Origin of the sequence: Nevskia ramosa DSM 11499 (assembly GCF_000420645.1) — a bacterium.
GTDB classification, from domain to species: Bacteria; Pseudomonadota; Gammaproteobacteria; order Nevskiales; family Nevskiaceae; genus Nevskia; species Nevskia ramosa.
Genome location: NZ_ATVI01000013.1, coordinates 1 through 18142, shown reverse-complemented (window position 1 = coordinate 18142; position 18142 = coordinate 1). Strand labels below are relative to the sequence as shown.

Below are 18142 nucleotides of genomic sequence, written 5' to 3'. Positions count from 1 at the left end.
GCCATCAGCAGCTTCAGAAGTCGACCGTCACACCTGCAAACACATAACGTCCCAGAGCGTCATAGACCTGCGGATAGGTATTGCCGTTACCCAAGGTCGCCGACAGTGCCGTCGAGCCGATGACCGGAGGATTGTTGTCGAACACATTTTGGACACCCAAGCGGAAGGTGTAGGCGCCACTGACCGTTACCGACGCGGTCATGTCGATATAGCTTTCAGCAGAGACATGCTTATCGAGATCGTTGGCGCCTCCGGCGGAACCAGAATCAATGTTCACGCCGGAGAGATAACGCCACGCACCCGAAAAGCTGACCAAGCTGTCCTGCAACGGAACCGGAACGCTGTACGTTGCACGGAGCTTGTGGCGGTACAGCGGAGCAGGCGTTCCGCAGATCGGCCCGTACTGCCCATTGCAAGATCTGCGCGTATCAGGGAGTTCAGCAAAAGCCTGCGTATCCTGCTTGAGAGAACGCGTTGCCACCATGTCGAAGGCAAGCGAACCAGCCTCATTGCTCAAGCCGATCTGTGACAGCTTGATCCGGTAGGCGCTGACGAGATCGATACCTCTGACCAGCAAGAAGCCCTGATTCGAGATCGGATCGTCAGTAAAGCCAGCGCTCGGCCCAAACAAACTACCGAAAGCACCGCCAGCCTGATTCGGATTGCGGTTGATGCGATCGCAGAGCAGACCGCTGGTGTAGCAAAGACCCAGAGTCGTGTCCGCCCCAACACGCCCAATAATGTTGTCGACCTTGATGTCAAAGTAATCAACGCTCAAGGTGAAGTTGCGGATGAACGTCGGGGTCAGCACCACACCAGCAGTGTAGGTCTTTGCGGTTTCAGATTTGAGTCCACCAGTACCACCACGAGCGTTGTACTGTGCAGCCGGATCGGCATCGATCGCCCCATAAAGGCCAGGGTTCTGTGCAATCAATGGGTCGTTCAGACATTGAGCGCGAGTAGCTCCACCTTCCACGACTCCCGTCTCGGGATCAATGAGTCCAGCGCAAGGATCTGACGAACCACCGAGGAAAACAGTCGTCGGGTCACTGATATCGCCAATCGACGGCGCCCTGACCGCACGATTGAAGCCGCCACGGAAACGAATATCCTTGGTCGGCGCCCACTCTCCGGCAATCTTGTAAGTGTTGGTCGAATTGACGCTGCTGTAATCCGAACGGCGATATCCCGCTTCAGCACTCAACTCTTCAAAGAACGGCTGGCGTTCGATCAAGGGAATCTTGATTTCGGCAAACACTTCCTTGACTGCAAAGCCGAGATCGAATGCAGTCGCTGCACCGCCCGCACCTGCAAGGTCACCACTTCTGGATGCTTCATCGGTCGAGAAACGAGCGGTTTCGCGGCGATACTCACCACCAAAGGAAACACCTACGCCATTCTCGGCAAACGGCGACTTGAGACCGTAATCGCCCAGTGAACCGGTGATCGCACCTGTTGCTACTTGCTCCGTCGTCGAACCACTGGAGAGGCTGCCCAGACTCAAGTAGTTGAGAGCTTCAGGACTGACGGTACCAACACCGAAAATGTTGTAAGGCACACAACCCGCAACGCCGCTGGCGCATTGCGCAACACCATCAACCGTTGTGATGTTGATCGCATTGCTCAACCTTGTGAGGGAAAAATATCCGCCCTGTTCAGCCTGATAGGTTGCCGAGCCAAACTGAATCGAGGCGTCATAACTCCAGTTCTTCAGGAAGTCGCCGCGGAGACCAGTAATGATCCGGTATTGATAACGATCGTAATCCTGCGTACGTCCACCACCTTCGACATTGCGGCGCGCGATGCTGAAGGTCTGCCGGTCCGTATCCTCGGTCAGACCACGGCTGGTGCAAAGCTCGGCCCGTTGACCAGCGCTCAGCAAAGGATTGCCGCAATCGATACTGCCCGTACCGTCGAATGGGCCGCCAGCAAAGGTCCTGTCGGCGCGGCCAGCGTCTGCGTCTTGTAATCGCTGAACATCACCTGGGTGTAAGCATCAACCGCATCGTTGACCTGGTAGTGCGCGTTGCCACCGACGGAATAGCGCTCGGCGGGCCGCTGGTAATAGTTCAGTGGATTGAAGTTGTAGAGATCGGTTGCGCCATTGAAAAGCCGGAACTCACCGGCCGCAAGTGCCGGGTCAAAACCAGGCGTGCCGGGCACATTGACCGTCAGGTCGCGACGTGGATTAGCGGCGCCTGCCGGCCCAACTCTGAAACGGCCTGGGAATGAGGTACCCGAGCCGCCGCAGGCGTACGAAGTATCGTCAACCGCTGATAACTGACAGTTACCGAAGTCTCGAGCGCTCTGAAAAACCGGATCGAGCTGCAGGTAGGTGGCATAAACAGTCGCGTTGCCTTTCTTGTCGCCTGAGTTGACGCCAAACAGAATCGAAACATCGTTGCCACCACCGTCGAATTTCTGCTTTGACGGCAACGCATATCCGGCGTCGGAGTTATACCCGCGAAGCGTGTCTTGCGTGTTTTCGTGAATATAGCCGCTGCGCTGATAGTCGACGCGGAAGCCTTCAAAATCCTTCTTGAAGATGAAATTGACAACACCGGCTATGGCGTCGGAACCATACACGGCAGATGCGCCGCCGGTCAGCACGTCGACTCGTTCGATCAGCTGTGACGGAATGAAATTCAAGTCGACGTTCGGATCTCCGGGAGTACCTGGAGCCACACGCTTTCCGTCAATCAGCACCAGGGTACGAGAGGCACCCAAGTTCCGGAGATTGACCGTGGACGTTCCATCCGAACCATTGTTGATATTGCCCCCGAAGTCGCCGAAAACCTGCGGCAGATTATTGAGCAGATCTTCGACTCGGGTCGTACCCTGATAATCAAGTTCCTTCGAGTCAACGCTCAGCACCGGACTTGTGCTGGTCAAGTTGACCGACTTGATGCGTGAACCCGTGACCTGAACACCACCCAACTGCTTGGCCGAACCGTCAGCCGGCGCCGCTTCTACTGTGCTCGCCGGAGCGGCGTCTTGGGCCGCAACGTTTCCCGCAACCGAACCTAATCCAGCAACAAAGACCAAACGCGCTGCAAGCCGCAGCCTACCGTCTGCACTCAGATTCATTTTGAAGCTCCCTTACGCAAGTTTTTTTAACAGGACCCGACGGAATGGCCCCAAGCCATTCGTTTCGGATTTGTGACCAGCCGAGAATAGTCACGGGGTCTTAACAACGTCAAGGAATCGAAAGCCTGTTGTCAGAAGCCTCGAAAAGCCTTGAAAAGTATGGCTTCAAACCGCAAGAGGCATGCCATACAACGAGGCAGTCAAAGCGGCAGCTAGAACCGGGCATCAATCACGGACATGCGATCCACGCGGACGCACATCGCTGACTAGGCAAGACTAAGCGCGACCAAGCCGAGTGAGTCTGTTCAGGAGCGTCGAGAGCGGAAACAAAAAGGGCGCCGAAGCGCCCTTTCCCTACAACTTACTTCTCGTTCCGCCGATCAGGCGTCCGCGCCTTCCGCAGCAGCCGGACGGCCAACGAGTTCGACGTACGCCATCGGCGCATTGTCGCCAGGGCGGAAGCCGCAGCGCAGGATGCGCAGGTAACCACCCGGGCGCGTCGAGTAACGCGGACCCAGTTCCAGGAACAGCTTCTGGGTCATGGCGCGGTCGCGCAGACGGTTGAACACCAAACGACGGTTGGCAACGCTGTCATCCTTGGCACGGGTGATCAGCGGCTCGGCAACACGGCGCAGTTCCTTTGCCTTCGGAACCGTGGTACGAATCAGTTCGTGCTGGAACAGGGACACGGCCATGTTCTGCAGATCGGCCTTGCGGTGGCTGGTGGTGCGGCCGAGACGGCGGCCCGCGACTTTATGGCGCATGTTTTAACTCTGTTATCAGTGGCTAGCGGCCAGTGGCCATTCGCTCGGTTGTTTGCGGTTACTGGCCCGCGGTCTTGACCGCAAGCCTCGGGAACTCAGGCTGCAGCGTTACGCAGCAACCTTGGGCGACGACCAATTGTCGAGCTTCATGCCGAGTTCGAGGTCGTGCGCCTTGAGCGCTTCCTTGATCTCGTTCAACGACTTCTTGCCCAGGTTCGGCGTCTTCATAAGCTCGGTCTCGCCGCGCTGCACGAGGTCGCCGATGTAATAGACGTTCTCGGCCTTGAGGCAGTTCGTCGAACGCACGCCCAATTCGAGGTCGTCGATCGGGCGGAACAGGATCGGGTTCAGATCCTTCTTGCCGACGGTGCCGACAATCGGCTCTTCGCCTTCCGCGAAATCGACGAACACGGCCAGCTGATCGCGCAGGATGCGGGCCGCAAAGCGGACTGCATCACCGGCATCGATACCACCGTTGGTGTCGACATCGAGGATCAGCTTGTCGAGGTCGGTCCGCTGTTCGACACGAGCACGCTCGACCGAATAGCTGACCCGGCGAACCGGGCTGTACGACGCGTCGAGCTGCAGCGCGCCGATCGAAACGCCTTCGTCCTCGTTGTTCTGAGCACGAGCGGCTGCCGGCTGATAGCCACGACCGCGCGTGACCTTGAGGGTCATGCTGATCTTGCCGCCAGTCAGGTTGGCGATCACCAGTTCCGGGTTGACGATTTCGACATCGTGGTCGAGCTGGATATCGGCCGCCGTGATCGGGCCCTTGCCACTCTTCTCGAGCTTCAGCACGGCCGACTCACGCGCGTTCATGCGAACGGCGATGTTCTTGATGTTCAGCAGGATGTCGATGACATCTTCCTGCACGCCTTCGACGGCGCTGTACTCATGCACCACGCCTTCGATCTGCGCTTCGGTGATGGCCGAGCCTGGAACCGAAGACAGAAGAATGCGGCGCAGCGCGTTGCCCAGCGTATGTCCGAAGCCGCGTTCCAGCGGTTCCAGAGTGATGCGCGCGCGATTCGAGGAAATCTGCTCAACATCGACAACACGCGGCTTGAGGAAACTGGCGACGGAACCCTGCATGTAAACACCTCTTGAAACTTGAGACTGGAAGCCGAAACCGCGGGGCGCCAGCAGAACAGAACTTCTGTACGCATCGAGGGCCGGCGCGAGCCGACCGAAGACCGTTGCTTACTTCGAGTAAAGCTCGACGACCAGGTTTTCGTTGATGTCCTGGACGATCTGGTCGCGTTCCGGCAGTGCCTTGAACACGCCCTTCAGCGCTTTTTCATCAACTTCGACCCATTCCGGCAAACCGATCTGCGCAGCCACCGACAGAGCCTGGGTGATGCGCGTCTGGTTGCGCGACTTCTCGCGAACCTGGATTACATCGCCGACCTGCACGCTGTACGAAGGAATGTTGACGCTCTTGCCGTTGACCGTGATGGCCTTGTGGCTGACCAGCTGACGGGCTTCGGCGCGAGTGGCCGAGAAACCCATGCGGTAAACCACATTATCCAGACGACGCTCCAGGAAGCGGAGCAGGTTCAGACCGGTGGCGCCCTTGGTGCGCGTAGCCTTCTGGTAGTAATTGCGGAACTGACGCTCGAGCAGACCGTACATCTGCTTCAGCTTCTGCTTCTCGCGAAGCTGCAGCGCGTAGTCCGACAGACGCTGCTTGCGCGCGCCATGCTGGCCAGGAGGGGTATCAAGCTTGCACTTGGTGTCCAGCGAGCGACCACGGCTCTTGAGCAGGAGGTCAGTGCCGGCGCGGCGGGCGAGTTTGCAGGTGGGACCGATATAACGTGCCATTTCGATCTCTCCTTACACGCGGCGACGCTTGGACGGACGGCAGCCGTTATGCGGAATCGGCGTCACGTCAGTGATGTTGGTGACCTTGAAGCCGGCGGCGTTCAGCGAACGCACTGCCGATTCACGACCTGGGCCTGGGCCCTTGATACGAACTTCGAGATTCTTGACGCCATGCTCGGCAGCAGCGGTGGCAGCACGTTCGGCGGCAATCTGCGCGGCGAACGGAGTCGACTTGCGTGAGCCCTTGAAACCGCAGGCACCCGAGGTCGACCACGACAGAGCGTTGCCCTGGCGATCAGTGATCAGGACGATCGTGTTGTTGAAAGAAGCATGAACGTGAGCGATCGCGTCGGTCACGTTCTTCTTGACGCGCTTGCGAGCCTTGGCGGCTGCAGCGGCGGCGGAGGTATTGGCCATGAGTCTGGGTGTTCCTGCGAGCTAAGCTTTACTTGCGGATGGCTTTGCGCGGACCCTTGCGGGTACGGGCATTGGTACGGGTGCGCTGGCCGCGAACCGGCAGGCCGCGACGATGGCGCTGACCGCGGTAGCAACCCATATCCATCAGGCGCTTGATGCTCATCGACACTTCGCGGCGCAGATCGCCTTCCACCGCAAACTTCGCGATTTCGGCACGCAGCAGATCGAGTTCGCCTTCGGTCAGCGTTTTCAGCTGAACCGCCGGATTGATGTTGGCCGCGTCACAGATCTTGCGCGCACGAGTCGCGCCGATGCCGTAGATCGACTGCAGCGCGATCACGGTGTGCTTGTTGGCCGGGACATTGACGCCCGCAATACGTGCCATCGATAACCTCTTAGAGCTTTGAACCGCTGCGGCGCAGGGAGCCGCAAAGTATACCGGACTCGCCACAGTTCTTTCAAACCAGTGGGTGAGCTGCCAAGGTCGGCGCTATGCGCGCCGTTCCTCTCCGTAACCGACAGCATTCCGTTGAAGCTGGGATGCAACGTGCAGACCGATGAAGCATCTGCACTGAAACTTTCAATCAGCAGCCGAGCAATGTCGGCCGCCGAAATACAAATCTTTAACCGTTCCGCTGACTGCGGACCGAGGGCGCGTATCAGCCCTGGCGCTGCTTGTGACGGAGATCCGTGCACAGCACGCGAACGACGCCATTCCGGCGAACAACCTTGCAGTTACGGCAAATCTTCTTGACGGAAGCACGAACTTTCATGGCGCGATCTCTACAACCGGTTGCCCGGCCTATTCAGTGATGGGTTGAAAATCAGCTCGGACGAACCACGCCCGGACGACCGGCGTTGTTGCTCAAGGATTTCAGGTTCGCCTTCTTCAACAGACCTTCGTACTGATGCGACATCAGGTGGGCCTGAAGCTGCGCCATGAAATCCATGACGACGACGACAGTGATCAGTAGCGATGTGCCACCGAACGTGAAGGGCACGTTGAAATACGTGACCAGGAATTCCGGCGTCAGACACACCGCCGTGATGTAGATCGCACCAGCCACCGTGAGGCGGGTCAGCACGTTATCGATGTACTTGGCAGTCTGCAGGCCAGGACGCACGCCCGGCACGAAGGCACCCGACTTCTTCAGATTCTCAGCCGTCTCCCGCGAATCGAAAACCAGCGCGGTGTAGAAGAAGCAGAAGAAAATCATCATGAACGCGTACAGGATCGTATACAGCGCCTGACCCGGCGACAGTGCATTGGCCAGCGACTGCATGAACCCGCTACCACCTTCGCCGCCGAAGAAACGAACCATCGACGCCGGAAACAAAATGATGCTCGATGCGAAGATCGGCGGAATCACGCCCGCCATATTCAGTTTCAGCGGCAGATGCTGCGTCTGCGCGGCGAACAGCTTGCGACCCTGCTGACGGCGCGCATGGTGGATCGGAATGCGGCGCTGGGCACGCTCCACGAAAACCACGAACGTGGTCACCACTGCCACCAGAATCAACACTAGAATCGCGACCAGCGGATTCAGAGAACCTTCACTGATCAACTGTGCGGTGGATCCGATCGCCTGCGGCATCGAAGAAACGATGCCCGCGAAAATCAGCATCGACATACCGTTGCCGATGCCGCGCTCGGTGATCTGCTCGCCCAGCCACATCAGGAACATCGTGCCGGTGACCAGACTCACTGCGGCCGTGAAGATGAAGCCAAAGCCCGGTGACAGTGCGACGCTACCCTGCAGCGCATACGACGCACCGACCGCCTGGAACAGCGCCAGACCCAAGGTGCCGTAACGCGTGTACTTGGTCAGCTTGCGCCGACCGGCTTCGCCTTCCTTCTTCAGCTCTTTCAGCTGCGGCGTCGTTGCCGCCATCAGCTGCACGATGATCGACGCCGAGATGTAAGGCGTCACACCGAGCGCGAAGATCGACAAACGAGAAAGCGCACCACCCGAGAACATGTTGAACATGTCCAGGATCGTGCCCTTCTGCTGATCGAACAGCTGCGCGAGCTTCGCCGGATCGATTCCCGGAACCGGAATGAACGATCCGATGCGATAGACGATCAGCGCACCGATCAGGAAGAAGATGCGGTTACGCACTTCTCCGATCTTGCTGAGGTCCGGCATCATGCCGCCTGCGCCGGGAGTCTTGGCCATGGAATACGCCTAACGGTCAGATGCGACGAATTACTCTGCGACGCTGCCGCCGGCGGCGGTGATCGCTTCGCGGGCGCCCTTGGTGACGCCAACGCCCTTGATCGTGATCTTGCGGGTCAAGGTGCCCGACTTGATCAGCTTCGCCTGCAGGATCTGCGACTGGATCACGCCAGCAGCCTTGAGCACGCCGAGATCGATCTCGGTCTCGGTCATCCGCTCGATGTCCGACAGACGCACTTCAACGGTCAGCTTGCCGATCGCGGAAGAAAAGCCGCGCTTCGGCAGACGACGCTGGATTGGCATCTGACCGCCTTCAAAGCCGATCTTGCCGCGGCCACCCTTGCGGGCGCGCTGGCCTTTGTGACCACGGCCAGCAGTCTTGCCCATGCCGGAACCGATACCGCGGCCGACGCGAACGCGAGCCGTCTTGGCACCAGCAGCAGGCTTGATCGTATTCAGTTTCATGACAACAGTTCCCAGTGATCAGTGGCCAATGGCCAGTAACAACAGTTCAGCGAATTCGAAACAGACAACAGGTCACTGGCGCAAGCCACCGACCACTGCTGCTTCAGACTTCTTCAATCTTCAGCATGAAGCCGATCTTGTTGACCATGCCCATGTTTTCTGCCGTCGCCGGAACGACGACCGAGGAATGCATCCGGGTCAGACCGAGGCCGCGCACGCAGGCGCGATGAGCCTGGAGACGACCGAACACGCTCTTGACGAGCGTGATTTTGACTTGCTTGGTAGCGCTCATGGCGATTTCCTAGTCCTTAACCGAGGATTTCTTCAAGAGTCTTGCCACGCTTGGCGGCAATCTCCGACGGCATGTTGAGCTTGCGCAGCGCGTCGACAGTTGCACGCACCATGTTCATCTTGTTGCGCGAGCCGAACGACTTCGCCAGCACGTTCTGCACGCCGGCAACTTCAAACACTGCACGCATCGCACTGCCAGCAATGACGCCGGTACCGTCGGATGCAGGCTTCATGAACACCCGCGAAGCACCGTGGATGCCCCAGATCTCGTGCTGCAGGGTCGCGCCCTTCAGCTCGATCGAAATCATGTTCTTGCGCGCCTTCTCCATCGCCTTCTGGATGGCAACCGGCACTTCACGCGCCTTGCCGTAACCGAAGCCGACCTTGCCAGCGCCGTCACCAACGACCGTCAGTGCCGTGAAAGTGAACTGCTTGCCGCCCTTGACCGTCTTCGACACACGGTTCACGGCGACCAGCTTTTCCTTGAAATCGCCGCTCTGCGAGTCGTCGAAATTGTAGTTGGGGTTAGCCATTTAATTAAAACTCCAGTCCAGCTTCGCGAGCGGCGTCGGCCAGCGCCTTGATGCGGCCGTGATACTGAAAGCCCGAACGGTCAAATGCGACCTTCGTGATGCCGGCGGCCTTGGCGCGCTCGGCGATCGTGGCGCCAACCTTCTTCGCGGCTTCGACGTTGCCGGTGCCTTCCAGGCTCTCGGCGACGATCTTCTCGACCGTCGATGCAGCAACCACGGTATGACCAGCGTCACCCGCAATGATCTGCGCGTAGATGTGGCGCGGCGTGCGATGCACGGACAGCCGGTGGGTGCCCAGCTCGGCAATCTTTGCACGCGTCCGGCGCGCACGGCGCAGACGGGATTCTTTCTTCGGGCTCATAAAACGATTTCCAGTGACAGATGCCAGTGACCCTTCGAGTAGCCGGGTGGCCGGAGGACTAAACCTGCGCCGACCACTGACCACTGCTTCACTACTTACTTCTTCTTCGCTTCCTTCAGGACGACCTTCTCGTCCGAGTAGCGAACGCCTTTGCCCTTGTAAGGCTCCGGCGGACGATAGCTGCGCAGCTTCGCGGCGACCTGGCCGACCATGTGTTTGTCGGCACCCTGAATCAGCACTTCGGTCTGCGTCGGCACGGTGATCGTGATGCCATCCGGCACCATGAAATCCACCGGATGCGACAGACCCACCGCCAGATTCAGCTTCTTGCCGGTCAGCGTGGCGCGGTAGCCGACGCCGACCAGAATCAGCTTCTTCTCGTAACCCTTGGTGACGCCAAGGACCATGCTCGCCAGCAGGGCGCGCACAGTACCAGACATCGCAGGCGACGACTTGATCGAGGCCTCGGCAATGGTGACGACACCATTGTTGAGTTCAACCTGCACTTCCTTCGGCAGCGGCAGCGACAGGGTTGCCTTGGCACCCTTCACGCTCAACTCCGAGGCCGAGCTCTTGAACTCGACACCCGCCGGGATGATGACCGGCATTTTTGCGACACGAGACATGTTCGATCTTCCTCTTTAGGCGACGATGCAGACGACTTCGCCGCCCTGACCGGCAGCACGCGCCTTGCGGTCGCTGAGCATGCCCTGGGACGTCGAAATGATCGCCACACCCAGACCGGCCAGCACGCGCGGCAGCTCGTCGCTGCCCTTGTAGATGCGCAGGGACGGCTTGCTGATGCGGTCCAGACGCTCGATGACCGGCTTGCCCTGGAAGTACTTCAGGGTGACGTTGATCGTCTTCTTCTGGCCTTCGGTCGTAACCGAATACTCACCGATGTAACCCTCGTCCTTCAGCACGGCCGCAATGGCCTCGCGCTGCTTCGACGACGGCGACGTGATGAACTTCTTGCGGGCGGACTGACCGTTACGGATACGGGTCAGAAAATCGCCGATTGGATCGTTGATGCTCATTGAATGATGTCCAGGGGGTTGGCCGGTGGTCCGCCACGTTGCCTTTCAGCGTTGTGGTGCCTCGCCGACAACTGGTTTCAGAAAGTGCTTACCAGCTGGCCTTTTTCAAGCCAGGGATTTCGCCGCGCGTTGCTGCTTCGCGAAGCTTGGTGCGCGACAGACCGAACTTGCGGTAGACACCGCGCGAACGACCGGTCACGTTGCAACGGTTGCGCTGGCGAGTCGGGCTCGAATCGCGCGGCAGCTTCTGCAAACTGTCGACAGCCGCCATGCGCTCGTCATACGAGGCGGTCGGGTCAACAATCGTCGCCTTCAGCGCATTGCGCTTCTTGGCAAATTTCTTGACGAGTTCGGCGCGGTTCTTCTCGCGCTCCAGCATATTGGTCTTGGCCATGGATCAGACTCGTCTTACTTGCGGAACGGGAAGCTGAAAGCGTCGAGAAGGGCGCGGCCTTCCTCGTCGTTCTTCGCGGTGGTGGTGATCGTGATGTTCATGCCGCGGATGGCGTCGACCTTGTCGTAGTCGATTTCCGGGAAGATGATCTGTTCGGTGATGCCGAAGTTGTAGTTGCCCTGGCCATCGAAGCCAGTTGCCTTCAGACCACGGAAGTCACGGATGCGCGGCAGCGCGATCGCGATCAGGCGCTCGAGGAACTCGTACATCTGCTGGCTGCGCAGGGTGACCTTCACGCCGACCGGGTAGTTCTCGCGAACCTTGAACGCGGCGATCGAGATGCGGGTCTTGGTGACCACCGGCTTCTGGCCAGCGATCGCGACCATGTTCGCAACGGCATGTTCGATGACTTTCTTGTCGGAAGTCGCCTCACCCACGCCCATGTTCAGGGTGATCTTGGTGATCTTCGGAATCGCCATCACGTTGCACTGCAGCTTCTCGCGAAGCGCCGGCGCAACAGTGTTCTGGTAGTACGTCTGCAAATTAGCGGCCATGACCTGTTCTCAATACCAAATACTGACGCAGTGCCCCGGACTCAAGCGTCCAGAACATCCTGGTTCGACTTGAAGTAACGCACCTTGCGACGGGCTTCGCCTTCGCCGAGGAACTTGAAACCCACGCGATCGCCCTTGCCGGTCTTCGCGTTGAACAGCATCACGTTGGACGCGTCGAGCGGCATTTCCTTCTCGACGATACCGCCGCTGATACCAGCCTGCGGGTTGCCCTTCTGATGCTTCTTGGCCAGGTTCAGGCCTTCAACAATGATCTTGCCGTCATCCTGGACGACGGACACAGTGCCGCGACGGCCCTTGTCTTTGCCAGTGATGACGATGATTTCGTCGCCTTTTTTGATCTTGCGCATGATTTTCTCTACGACTTCAGAGGACTTCGGGGGCCAGCGAAATGATGCGCATGAAACGTTCGCGCAGCTCACGGGTCACCGGTCCGAAAATACGGGTACCGATCGGTTCCAGCTTGGTGGTCAACAGCACCGCCGCGTTGCTGTCGAAACGGATGGTCGAGCCATCCGGACGGCGCACGCCCTTCTTGGTACGAACCACGACGGCGTCATGCACTTCGCCCTTCTTGACCTTGCCACGCGGGATTGCATCCTTGACGGTGACCTTGATCAGATCGCCGACGCAGGCGTAACGACGATGCGTCGAACCCTTGACCTGGATGACCTGGACCACCTTGGCGCCGCTGTTGTCAGCGACCACCAGCATTGATTCCTGTTGGACCATGGCGCTTAGACTCCGGCCTTGGCGGCAGCTTCACGCTGCTGCAGTTCGCTGGCGCTCTCGAGCACTTCCACGAGGCGGAAGAACTTCGAACGCGAAATCGGGCGCGTCTCGACGATGGCAACGAGGTCACCCTCGTGGCACTGGTTGTTTTCGTCGTGCGCGTGCAGCTTCGTCGTCTTGCGCAGCAGCTTCCCGTACAGCGGATGCTTGACCGTGCGCTCGACGGCGACCGTGATGGTCTTGTTCATCTTGCTGCTGAGAACACGACCGACGATGCGGCGCGCTGCCGGGACCACTTCAGTAACTTCGCTCATGACGCCTTCGCCTGCTTTTGGGCCTGCTGCTGCATGAAGGTCTTGACGCGGGCGATCTTCTTGCGCACGTCGTGAACCAGATTCGACTGGGTGAGCTGGCCAACAGCTGCCTGCATGCGCAGGTTGAACTGCTCCTTGCGTAGCGCCGCCAGTTCAGTCTTCAGATCGGCTGGGGACTTGTCCCGCAGCGTCTTCACAAATTCGGTGGTCTTCATAACTCGGTATCTAGTGACAAGTGGCTAGTGATTAGTAAACGCGGAGACTTTTGACTAGCCACCAGTCACTAGTCACCGACCACTGTAGTTACAGGATCGTGCGATGCACGAAGGTCGTCTTGACTGGCAGCTTTGCGGCTGCAAGGCGGAACGCCTCGCGCGCATCGACTTCGGTCACGCCTTCGAGCTCATACAACATCTTGCCCGGCTGGATCTTGGCGACCCACCACTCGACGTTGCCCTTGCCGGAGCCCATGCGGACTTCCAGCGGCTTGCGGGTGACGGGAACGTCCGGAAAGATGCGGATCCACATCTTGCCGCCACGCTTCACGTAACGCGTGATGACACGACGGGCCGCTTCGATCTGGCGAGCAGTGAGCGCACCGCGCTCGGTCGACTTCAGGCCGAACTCGCCGAAGCTGACCTTGTTGCCATTCTGCGCAAGTCCGCGGTTATGGCCCTTCTGCTGCTTTCTAAACTTGGTTCGCTTGGGCTGCATCATGGCAGCACTCTCCTAATTTCTGGCGTGAAGGAAAATCAGGCAGATGCCGGCTCGCCGGCCTCTTCCTTCTTGCCTGCGTGACGATCGGTCTCGAAGACTTCGCCGTTGAAAACCCAGACCTTGACGCCAATGACGCCGTACGTGGTCTTCGCTTCAGCGGTGCCGTAATCAATGTGGGCGCGCAGCGTATGCAGCGGCACGCGACCTTCGCGATACCACTCGGTACGAGCGATTTCAGCGCCGTTCAAACGGCCGCCAACCTGAATCTTGATGCCGCCTGCGCCGAGGCGCATGGCATTGGTCACGGCGCGCTTCATCGCACGACGGAACATGATGCGGCGCTCGAGCTGTTGGGCAACGCTTTCGGCAATCAGCTTGGAATCGAGTTCCGGCTTGCGGATTTCCTCGACCGAGATATGCACCGAGTCAGGCTTGAGCGTCATCAGCTTCGACACTTCCTGACGCAGCTTCTCGATGTCCTCGCCCTTCTTGCCGATGACGATGCCCGGACGCGCGGTGTGGATCGTGACGCGCGCCGACTTCGCCGGACGGTCGATCTGCACGCGGCTGACCGAAGCCTGCGCCAGCTTCTTGAACAGGAACTCACGCACGAGGCGATCCTTGTTCAGGTTGTCGGCGTAGGCACCGCGCTCGGCGTACCAGTTCGACGTCCAGGCCGTCGAAATACCAAGACGGAACAGATTCGGATTGATCTTGTGACCCATGAATACTCTTCCCGTTAACCCTTGGTGCCGTCGGAGACGCGAATCGTCACGTGACTCGTGCGCTTCAGGATGCGATCCGCGCGGCCTTTGGCACGCGGACGGATACGCTTCATCGTCGGGCCTTCATCGACGAAGATCTCGGAGATCTTCAGCTCGTCGACATCGGCACCGTTGTTGTTTTCGGCATTGGCAATCGCCGACTCGAGAACCTTGAGCAAGATTCCCGATGCGCGATTGCGCGAGAACTTGAGCAGGTTCAGCGCCTGATCGACCTTCTGGCCGCGAACCTGGTCAGCGACCAGACGCGCCTTCTGGGGCGAGAGACGAACGAACTTGAGAACAGCCTGGGTCTGCATGTCTGTCTCCTTAGCTCGACTTCTTGTCGCCGGCCGTGTGGCCTTTGAACGTACGGGTCGGCGAGAACTCGCCCAGCTTGTGGCTGATCATGTTCTCGGTGATGAAGACCGGCACGTGGAGACGGCCGTTGTGCACCTGCATGGTCAGACCGACCATGTCCGGCGAGATCATCGAACGACGTGACCAGGTCTTGATCGGCTTCTTGACGCGGCTGCCCTGGGCATCGCTCACCTTCTTTGCGAGATGGTGATCGATGAACGGACCTTTCTTGACGGAACGCGACATGACGGGCTCTCGAATTACGTGAGTTACTTCTTGTGACGGCTGCGCACGATGAACTTCTGCGTGCGCTTGTTATTGCGGGTCTTGAGACCCTTGGCCTTCTGGCCCCATGGCGAAACCGGGTGCGGATTGCCCTGACCGGACTTTCCTTCACCACCACCATGCGGGTGATCGACCGGGTTCATGACGACACCGCGGACGGTCGGACGAATGCCCTTCCAGCGCTTGGCGCCAGCCTTGCCGTAATGGCGCAGGTTGTGCTCGCTGTTGGAAACTTCGCCGAGGGTGGCGCGGCATTCGGTATGCACCAGGCGCATTTCGCCCGAACGCAGACGAACCGTCGCGTACTCACCTTCGCGAGCGACCAGCTGCACGGCGGCACCGGCCGAGCGCGCTAGCTGGGCGCCCTTGCCGATACGCAGCTCGATGCAGTGAATCGTCGAACCGACCGGGATGTTGCGGATCGGCAGGCTGTTGCCCGGCTTGATCGGCGCATCCGAACCGGACTGGATCGCATCGCCAACGCTCACGCCCTTCGGCGCGATGATGTAACGACGCTCGCCATCCTTGTACAGCAGGAGCGCGATGTGCGCGCTGCGGTTCGGATCGTATTCAATCCGCTCGACCTTGGCCGCGATCGAATCCTTGTCACGCTTGAAATCGATCAGGCGATAGTGCTGCTTGTGACCGCCGCCCTGATGACGCGTGGTGATGTGGCCGTGGTTGTTGCGACCACCGTTCGAGTGCTTGGACTCGAGCAGCGGCGCATACGGACGGCCCTTGAACAGCTCCGGGTGCGTCACTGAAACCACGTGACGGCGACCTGGGCTGGTCGGTTTCATTTTCTGGAGTGGCATTTCTCGTCGCTCCGATTAGCTGTTGGCGCCAGCCAGGAAATCAATTTCCTGACCTTGGGCGAGCGTCACGTAGGCTTTCTTCCAGTCGGAACGAACGCCGGTGGCACCGCCGAAACGCTTGACCTTGCCCTTCACGTTCAGCGTCCGAACCGCTTCAACCTTGACGTTGAAAAGCTTTTCGATCGCCGCCTTGATTTCCGGCTTCTTGGCATCGCGCAGAACCTTGAACACGGCTTCGTTGCTCTTTTCGGCAGCGCGCGTGCTCTTTTCCGAGACGACCGGCGCCAGGATCAGCTGGTGCAGGCGTTCGCCCGAGATCTTGATCTTGCTCATGACAGCCAGGCCTCCAGCTTCTTGACGGCCGGAGCGGTCAGAAGCACCTTCTTGAATGACAGCAGCGAGACCGGATTGATGCCGTTGACATCAACCACGTTCACGCGGTGCAGGTTGCGCGCCGACAGGAACAGGTTGTGATCGAGGGTATCGGTCACGATCAGGATGTCGTTGGCACCGACCACGTTCAGCTTCTCGATCAGCGTCTTCGTCTTCGCGGCTTCCACCGTGAATGAATCAGCGATGATCAGCGAGCCATTGCGGTTCAGTTCGGAGATGATCGAGCGGATTGCACCGCGATACATCTTCTTGTTGACCTTCTGGCTGTGATCGCGCGGCACGGCGGCGAACGTCTTGCCACCACCACGCCACAGCGGGCTGCGGATCGAACCGGCGCGAGCCTGGCCCGTGCCCTTCTGCTTCCACGGCTTCTTGCCGCCACCACGCACCATCGCTTTCGACTTCTGCGCCTTGGTACCGGCGCGGCTGCCATTCAGATAGGCAGTCACAACCTGGTGCACGAGCGCTTCGTTGTAGTCAACGCCGAAAACGGCGTCGGCCACGTTCAGCGTGGTGTTGCTTGAATGTAGTTGGAGATCCATGTCGCCCAGTCCAATGAACTACTTACTTGACCGTCGGATGCACGACGACGTCGGCACCCTTGTGTCCGGGCACGGCGCCCTTGACGAGCAGCAGATTGCGCTCGACGTCGATGCGGACCACGTCCAGATTCAGGGCACTGATGTTGTCCGAACCCATGTGGCCGGCCATCTTCTTGCCCTTCCAGACCTTGCCCGGGCTCTGGCGCTGACCAATGGAGCCCGGCACGCGATGCGACAGCGAGTTACCGTGGCTGGCACGACCGCCGCCGAAATTCCAGCGCTTCTGAACACCTGCGAAGCCCTTGCCGATGCTCACACCTGCCACGTCGACGGCCTTGACACCTTCGAACGAAGTCACGGTGATCTCCGAACCCGGGACCAGATCGGCACCCTGGCTGTCATCGAGACGGAATTCCCAGAGCCCGCGACCCGCAGCAACACCGGCCTTCTTGTAGTGGCCCGCGAGCGGCTTGGAAACGTGGCTAGACTTCTTCTCGCCTGCGGTGACCTGAACGGCGCGATAGCCGTCGGTTTCCACAGTCTTGACTTGAGTGACGCGATTCGGAGTGCATTCGATCACGGTGACCGGGATGGACTCACCCGCCGCCGTGAACACGCGGGTCATGCCCGCCTTGCGCCCAACAATACCAATAGTCATTAGTCTGATCCTCGCCTTAGTTGACGCGAATCTGGACTTCGACACCGGCCGGAAGATCGAGCTTCGACAGGGCGTCGACGGTCTTCTCGGTGGGGTCGATAATCTGCATAAGACGCTTGTGCGTACGAATTTCGTACTGGTCACGAGCAGACTTGTCTGCGTGCGGCGACACCAGGATGGTGTAGCGCTCCATGCGGGTCGGCAGCGGAATAGGTCCGCGGACGACGGCACCGGTGCGCTTCGCGGTTTCGACGATCTCGCGAGCCGATTTATCGATCAAACGATGATCGAAGGCTTTGAGCCGAATGCGAATCGATTGGCTGGTTGCGGCCATGCTCTCACTCAAGTCTTAAAGAACGACCCGGTAGCCGGATGGCTAACGGGGAACTAAGGGGCGCGAATTATATCGACCCCATCACCCTGCTGCAACACTGTTTAGAAAGTATTTCTGGAAACCCAGAAAATAAACAATGAAACCTTCCAGACCGCGGAACCACCAGGGAAAACAAACCCCAGCGAACCCTTCCGGGGCTCGCTGGGGCCGGTACAGACTTACTTCAGGATCTTGGTAACGACGCCGGCACCGACAGTGCGGCCGCCTTCACGAATGGCGAAGCGAACCTGCTCTTCCATTGCGATCGGA

The 18142-nt window shown here is 59.2% G+C and carries 31 protein-coding genes; all 31 read right to left on the bottom strand.

The window, feature by feature from the left end:
* Positions 1–13: 13 nt before the first annotated feature.
* Positions 14–1882: a TonB-dependent receptor gene (locus G513_RS25240; protein ID WP_051144516.1), complete on the bottom strand. Its 1869-nt coding sequence runs from the start codon at positions 1880–1882 to the stop codon at positions 14–16.
* Positions 1876–3087: a TonB-dependent receptor plug domain-containing protein gene (locus tag G513_RS25235; RefSeq protein ID WP_084711653.1), complete on the bottom strand. Its 1212-nt coding sequence runs from the start codon at positions 3085–3087 to the stop codon at positions 1876–1878. The genes G513_RS25240 and G513_RS25235 overlap by 7 nt, the downstream gene beginning before the upstream one ends.
* A 380-nt stretch (positions 3088–3467) precedes the next feature.
* Positions 3468–3851: a 50S ribosomal protein L17 gene (rplQ, locus tag G513_RS0119890; RefSeq protein WP_022978614.1), complete on the bottom strand. Its 384-nt coding sequence runs from the start codon at positions 3849–3851 to the stop codon at positions 3468–3470.
* Positions 3852–3959: 108 nt separating this feature from the next.
* Positions 3960–4946, bottom strand: coding sequence for a DNA-directed RNA polymerase subunit alpha (locus G513_RS0119885; protein ID WP_022978613.1), 987 nt, complete (start codon positions 4944–4946; stop codon positions 3960–3962).
* Positions 4947–5054: 108 nt separating this feature from the next.
* The gene (gene rpsD / locus G513_RS0119880; protein ID WP_022978612.1) at positions 5055–5675 is read right to left on the bottom strand and encodes a 30S ribosomal protein S4; all 621 of its coding nucleotides are present in this window, start codon (positions 5673–5675) and stop codon (positions 5055–5057) included.
* A gap of 12 nt (positions 5676–5687) precedes the next feature.
* On the bottom strand, positions 5688–6092 hold the full coding sequence (rpsK, locus tag G513_RS0119875; protein WP_022978611.1) for a 30S ribosomal protein S11: 405 nt from the start codon (positions 6090–6092) through the stop codon (positions 5688–5690).
* Positions 6093–6120: 28 nt separating this feature from the next.
* Positions 6121–6477 carry a 30S ribosomal protein S13 gene (rpsM, locus tag G513_RS0119870; protein WP_022978610.1) on the bottom strand — a complete coding sequence of 119 codons (357 nt, stop codon included), beginning with the start codon at positions 6475–6477 and terminating at the stop codon, positions 6121–6123.
* Positions 6478–6751: 274 nt separating this feature from the next.
* Entirely contained in the window at positions 6752–6865 is a 114-nt protein-coding gene (rpmJ, locus tag G513_RS25600; RefSeq protein WP_084711652.1) for a 50S ribosomal protein L36, read from the bottom strand.
* A gap of 51 nt (positions 6866–6916) precedes the next feature.
* Entirely contained in the window at positions 6917–8269 is a 1353-nt protein-coding gene (gene secY, locus G513_RS0119865; protein ID WP_022978609.1) for a preprotein translocase subunit SecY, read from the bottom strand.
* A 30-nt stretch (positions 8270–8299) separates the two neighbouring features.
* Positions 8300–8734 carry a 50S ribosomal protein L15 gene (gene rplO / locus G513_RS0119860; protein ID WP_022978608.1) on the bottom strand — a complete coding sequence of 145 codons (435 nt, stop codon included), beginning with the start codon at positions 8732–8734 and terminating at the stop codon, positions 8300–8302.
* Positions 8735–8837: 103 nt separating this feature from the next.
* Positions 8838–9026, bottom strand: coding sequence for a 50S ribosomal protein L30 (gene rpmD, locus G513_RS0119855; protein ID WP_022978607.1), 189 nt, complete (start codon positions 9024–9026; stop codon positions 8838–8840).
* Positions 9027–9042: 16 nt separating this feature from the next.
* Positions 9043–9558, bottom strand: a complete 516-nt coding sequence (gene rpsE / locus G513_RS0119850) for a 30S ribosomal protein S5 (RefSeq protein ID WP_022978606.1) — start codon at positions 9556–9558, stop codon at positions 9043–9045.
* A gap of 4 nt (positions 9559–9562) precedes the next feature.
* On the bottom strand, positions 9563–9919 hold the full coding sequence (gene rplR / locus G513_RS0119845; protein WP_022978605.1) for a 50S ribosomal protein L18: 357 nt from the start codon (positions 9917–9919) through the stop codon (positions 9563–9565).
* 95 nt (positions 9920–10014) lie between these two features.
* Positions 10015–10545: a 50S ribosomal protein L6 gene (gene rplF / locus G513_RS0119840; protein WP_028475790.1), complete on the bottom strand. Its 531-nt coding sequence runs from the start codon at positions 10543–10545 to the stop codon at positions 10015–10017.
* Positions 10546–10560: 15 nt separating this feature from the next.
* Positions 10561–10956 (bottom strand): 30S ribosomal protein S8, encoded by a 396-nt coding sequence (rpsH, locus tag G513_RS0119835; protein ID WP_022978603.1) that lies wholly within the window; start codon positions 10954–10956, stop codon positions 10561–10563.
* A gap of 88 nt (positions 10957–11044) precedes the next feature.
* Positions 11045–11350 carry a 30S ribosomal protein S14 gene (gene rpsN, locus G513_RS0119830; protein WP_022978602.1) on the bottom strand — a complete coding sequence of 102 codons (306 nt, stop codon included), beginning with the start codon at positions 11348–11350 and terminating at the stop codon, positions 11045–11047.
* Positions 11351–11364: 14 nt separating this feature from the next.
* Complete coding sequence (gene rplE, locus G513_RS0119825) at positions 11365–11904, bottom strand: 50S ribosomal protein L5 (protein ID WP_022978601.1); 540 nt, start codon at positions 11902–11904, stop codon at positions 11365–11367.
* A gap of 41 nt (positions 11905–11945) precedes the next feature.
* A complete protein-coding gene (gene rplX / locus G513_RS0119820; RefSeq protein ID WP_022978600.1) occupies positions 11946–12272 on the bottom strand; it encodes a 50S ribosomal protein L24 in 327 nt (108 codons plus the stop codon).
* A 16-nt stretch (positions 12273–12288) separates the two neighbouring features.
* On the bottom strand, positions 12289–12654 hold the full coding sequence (gene rplN / locus G513_RS0119815; protein ID WP_028475789.1) for a 50S ribosomal protein L14: 366 nt from the start codon (positions 12652–12654) through the stop codon (positions 12289–12291).
* A gap of 5 nt (positions 12655–12659) precedes the next feature.
* Complete coding sequence (rpsQ, locus tag G513_RS0119810) at positions 12660–12968, bottom strand: 30S ribosomal protein S17 (protein WP_022978598.1); 309 nt, start codon at positions 12966–12968, stop codon at positions 12660–12662.
* Complete coding sequence (gene rpmC, locus G513_RS0119805; protein ID WP_022978597.1) at positions 12965–13183, bottom strand: 50S ribosomal protein L29; 219 nt, start codon at positions 13181–13183, stop codon at positions 12965–12967. The genes rpsQ and rpmC overlap by 4 nt, the downstream gene beginning before the upstream one ends.
* A gap of 88 nt (positions 13184–13271) precedes the next feature.
* A complete protein-coding gene (rplP, locus tag G513_RS0119800; protein ID WP_022978596.1) occupies positions 13272–13685 on the bottom strand; it encodes a 50S ribosomal protein L16 in 414 nt (137 codons plus the stop codon).
* Positions 13686–13720: 35 nt separating this feature from the next.
* Entirely contained in the window at positions 13721–14410 is a 690-nt protein-coding gene (gene rpsC / locus G513_RS0119795; RefSeq protein WP_022978595.1) for a 30S ribosomal protein S3, read from the bottom strand.
* A 14-nt stretch (positions 14411–14424) separates the two neighbouring features.
* Positions 14425–14766, bottom strand: a complete 342-nt coding sequence (gene rplV / locus G513_RS0119790) for a 50S ribosomal protein L22 (RefSeq protein ID WP_022978594.1) — start codon at positions 14764–14766, stop codon at positions 14425–14427.
* A 10-nt stretch (positions 14767–14776) separates the two neighbouring features.
* Complete coding sequence (gene rpsS, locus G513_RS0119785) at positions 14777–15052, bottom strand: 30S ribosomal protein S19 (RefSeq protein ID WP_022978593.1); 276 nt, start codon at positions 15050–15052, stop codon at positions 14777–14779.
* Between the two features lie 23 nt (positions 15053–15075).
* The gene (rplB, locus tag G513_RS0119780) at positions 15076–15906 is read right to left on the bottom strand and encodes a 50S ribosomal protein L2 (RefSeq protein WP_028475788.1); all 831 of its coding nucleotides are present in this window, start codon (positions 15904–15906) and stop codon (positions 15076–15078) included.
* 15 nt (positions 15907–15921) lie between these two features.
* Positions 15922–16224 carry a 50S ribosomal protein L23 gene (gene rplW, locus G513_RS0119775; protein ID WP_028475787.1) on the bottom strand — a complete coding sequence of 101 codons (303 nt, stop codon included), beginning with the start codon at positions 16222–16224 and terminating at the stop codon, positions 15922–15924.
* A gap of 11 nt (positions 16225–16235) precedes the next feature.
* On the bottom strand, positions 16236–16841 hold the full coding sequence (gene rplD / locus G513_RS0119770) for a 50S ribosomal protein L4 (RefSeq protein WP_022978590.1): 606 nt from the start codon (positions 16839–16841) through the stop codon (positions 16236–16238).
* A gap of 22 nt (positions 16842–16863) precedes the next feature.
* Positions 16864–17499 carry a 50S ribosomal protein L3 gene (gene rplC, locus G513_RS0119765; protein WP_022978589.1) on the bottom strand — a complete coding sequence of 212 codons (636 nt, stop codon included), beginning with the start codon at positions 17497–17499 and terminating at the stop codon, positions 16864–16866.
* 16 nt (positions 17500–17515) lie between these two features.
* On the bottom strand, positions 17516–17833 hold the full coding sequence (gene rpsJ, locus G513_RS0119760) for a 30S ribosomal protein S10 (protein ID WP_022978588.1): 318 nt from the start codon (positions 17831–17833) through the stop codon (positions 17516–17518).
* Between the two features lie 218 nt (positions 17834–18051).
* A partial coding sequence (locus tag G513_RS25595; protein WP_022974900.1) for an EF-Tu C-terminal domain-related protein occupies positions 18052–18142 on the bottom strand: 91 nt, incomplete at its 5' end.

Coding starts and splice junctions, on each gene's coding strand:
- G513_RS0119885 (WP_022978613.1), bottom strand. CDS start 4,946: ATGCAGGGTTCCGTCGCCAGTTTCCTCAAGCCGCGTGTTGTCGATGTT.
- rplO (WP_022978608.1), bottom strand. CDS start 8,734: ATGAAACTGAATACGATCAAGCCTGCTGCTGGTGCCAAGACGGCTCGC.
- rplF (WP_028475790.1), bottom strand. CDS start 10,545: ATGTCTCGTGTCGCAAAAATGCCGGTCATCATCCCGGCGGGTGTCGAG.
- rplB (WP_028475788.1), bottom strand. CDS start 15,906: ATGCCACTCCAGAAAATGAAACCGACCAGCCCAGGTCGCCGTCACGTG.
- rpsE (WP_022978606.1), bottom strand. CDS start 9,558: ATGGCTAACCCCAACTACAATTTCGACGACTCGCAGAGCGGCGATTTC.
- rpmD (WP_022978607.1), bottom strand. CDS start 9,026: ATGAGCGCTACCAAGCAAGTCAAAATCACGCTCGTCAAGAGCGTGTTC.
- rpsJ (WP_022978588.1), bottom strand. CDS start 17,833: ATGGCCGCAACCAGCCAATCGATTCGCATTCGGCTCAAAGCCTTCGAT.
- rplR (WP_022978605.1), bottom strand. CDS start 9,919: ATGAGCCCGAAGAAAGAATCCCGTCTGCGCCGTGCGCGCCGGACGCGT.
- rplD (WP_022978590.1), bottom strand. CDS start 16,841: ATGGATCTCCAACTACATTCAAGCAACACCACGCTGAACGTGGCCGAC.
- rpsQ (WP_022978598.1), bottom strand. CDS start 12,968: ATGAGCGAAGTTACTGAAGTGGTCCCGGCAGCGCGCCGCATCGTCGGT.
- rpsS (WP_022978593.1), bottom strand. CDS start 15,052: ATGTCGCGTTCCGTCAAGAAAGGTCCGTTCATCGATCACCATCTCGCA.
- rpmC (WP_022978597.1), bottom strand. CDS start 13,183: ATGAAGACCACCGAATTTGTGAAGACGCTGCGGGACAAGTCCCCAGCC.
- rplE (WP_022978601.1), bottom strand. CDS start 11,904: ATGGCCGCTAATTTGCAGACGTACTACCAGAACACTGTTGCGCCGGCG.
- rpmJ (WP_084711652.1), bottom strand. CDS start 6,865: ATGAAAGTTCGTGCTTCCGTCAAGAAGATTTGCCGTAACTGCAAGGTT.
- rplX (WP_022978600.1), bottom strand. CDS start 12,272: ATGCGCAAGATCAAAAAAGGCGACGAAATCATCGTCATCACTGGCAAA.
- rplN (WP_028475789.1), bottom strand. CDS start 12,654: ATGGTCCAACAGGAATCAATGCTGGTGGTCGCTGACAACAGCGGCGCC.
- rplQ (WP_022978614.1), bottom strand. CDS start 3,851: ATGCGCCATAAAGTCGCGGGCCGCCGTCTCGGCCGCACCACCAGCCAC.
- rplC (WP_022978589.1), bottom strand. CDS start 17,499: ATGACTATTGGTATTGTTGGGCGCAAGGCGGGCATGACCCGCGTGTTC.
- G513_RS25235 (WP_084711653.1), bottom strand. CDS start 3,087: ATGAATCTGAGTGCAGACGGTAGGCTGCGGCTTGCAGCGCGTTTGGTC.
- rplV (WP_022978594.1), bottom strand. CDS start 14,766: ATGCAGACCCAGGCTGTTCTCAAGTTCGTTCGTCTCTCGCCCCAGAAG.
- rplP (WP_022978596.1), bottom strand. CDS start 13,685: ATGATGCAGCCCAAGCGAACCAAGTTTAGAAAGCAGCAGAAGGGCCAT.
- secY (WP_022978609.1), bottom strand. CDS start 8,269: ATGGCCAAGACTCCCGGCGCAGGCGGCATGATGCCGGACCTCAGCAAG.
- rpsD (WP_022978612.1), bottom strand. CDS start 5,675: ATGGCACGTTATATCGGTCCCACCTGCAAACTCGCCCGCCGCGCCGGC.
- rpsM (WP_022978610.1), bottom strand. CDS start 6,477: ATGGCACGTATTGCGGGCGTCAATGTCCCGGCCAACAAGCACACCGTG.
- rpsH (WP_022978603.1), bottom strand. CDS start 10,956: ATGAGCATCAACGATCCAATCGGCGATTTTCTGACCCGTATCCGTAAC.
- rpsK (WP_022978611.1), bottom strand. CDS start 6,092: ATGGCCAATACCTCCGCCGCCGCTGCAGCCGCCAAGGCTCGCAAGCGC.
- rpsC (WP_022978595.1), bottom strand. CDS start 14,410: ATGGGTCACAAGATCAATCCGAATCTGTTCCGTCTTGGTATTTCGACG.
- rpsN (WP_022978602.1), bottom strand. CDS start 11,350: ATGGCCAAGACCAATATGCTGGAGCGCGAGAAGAACCGCGCCGAACTC.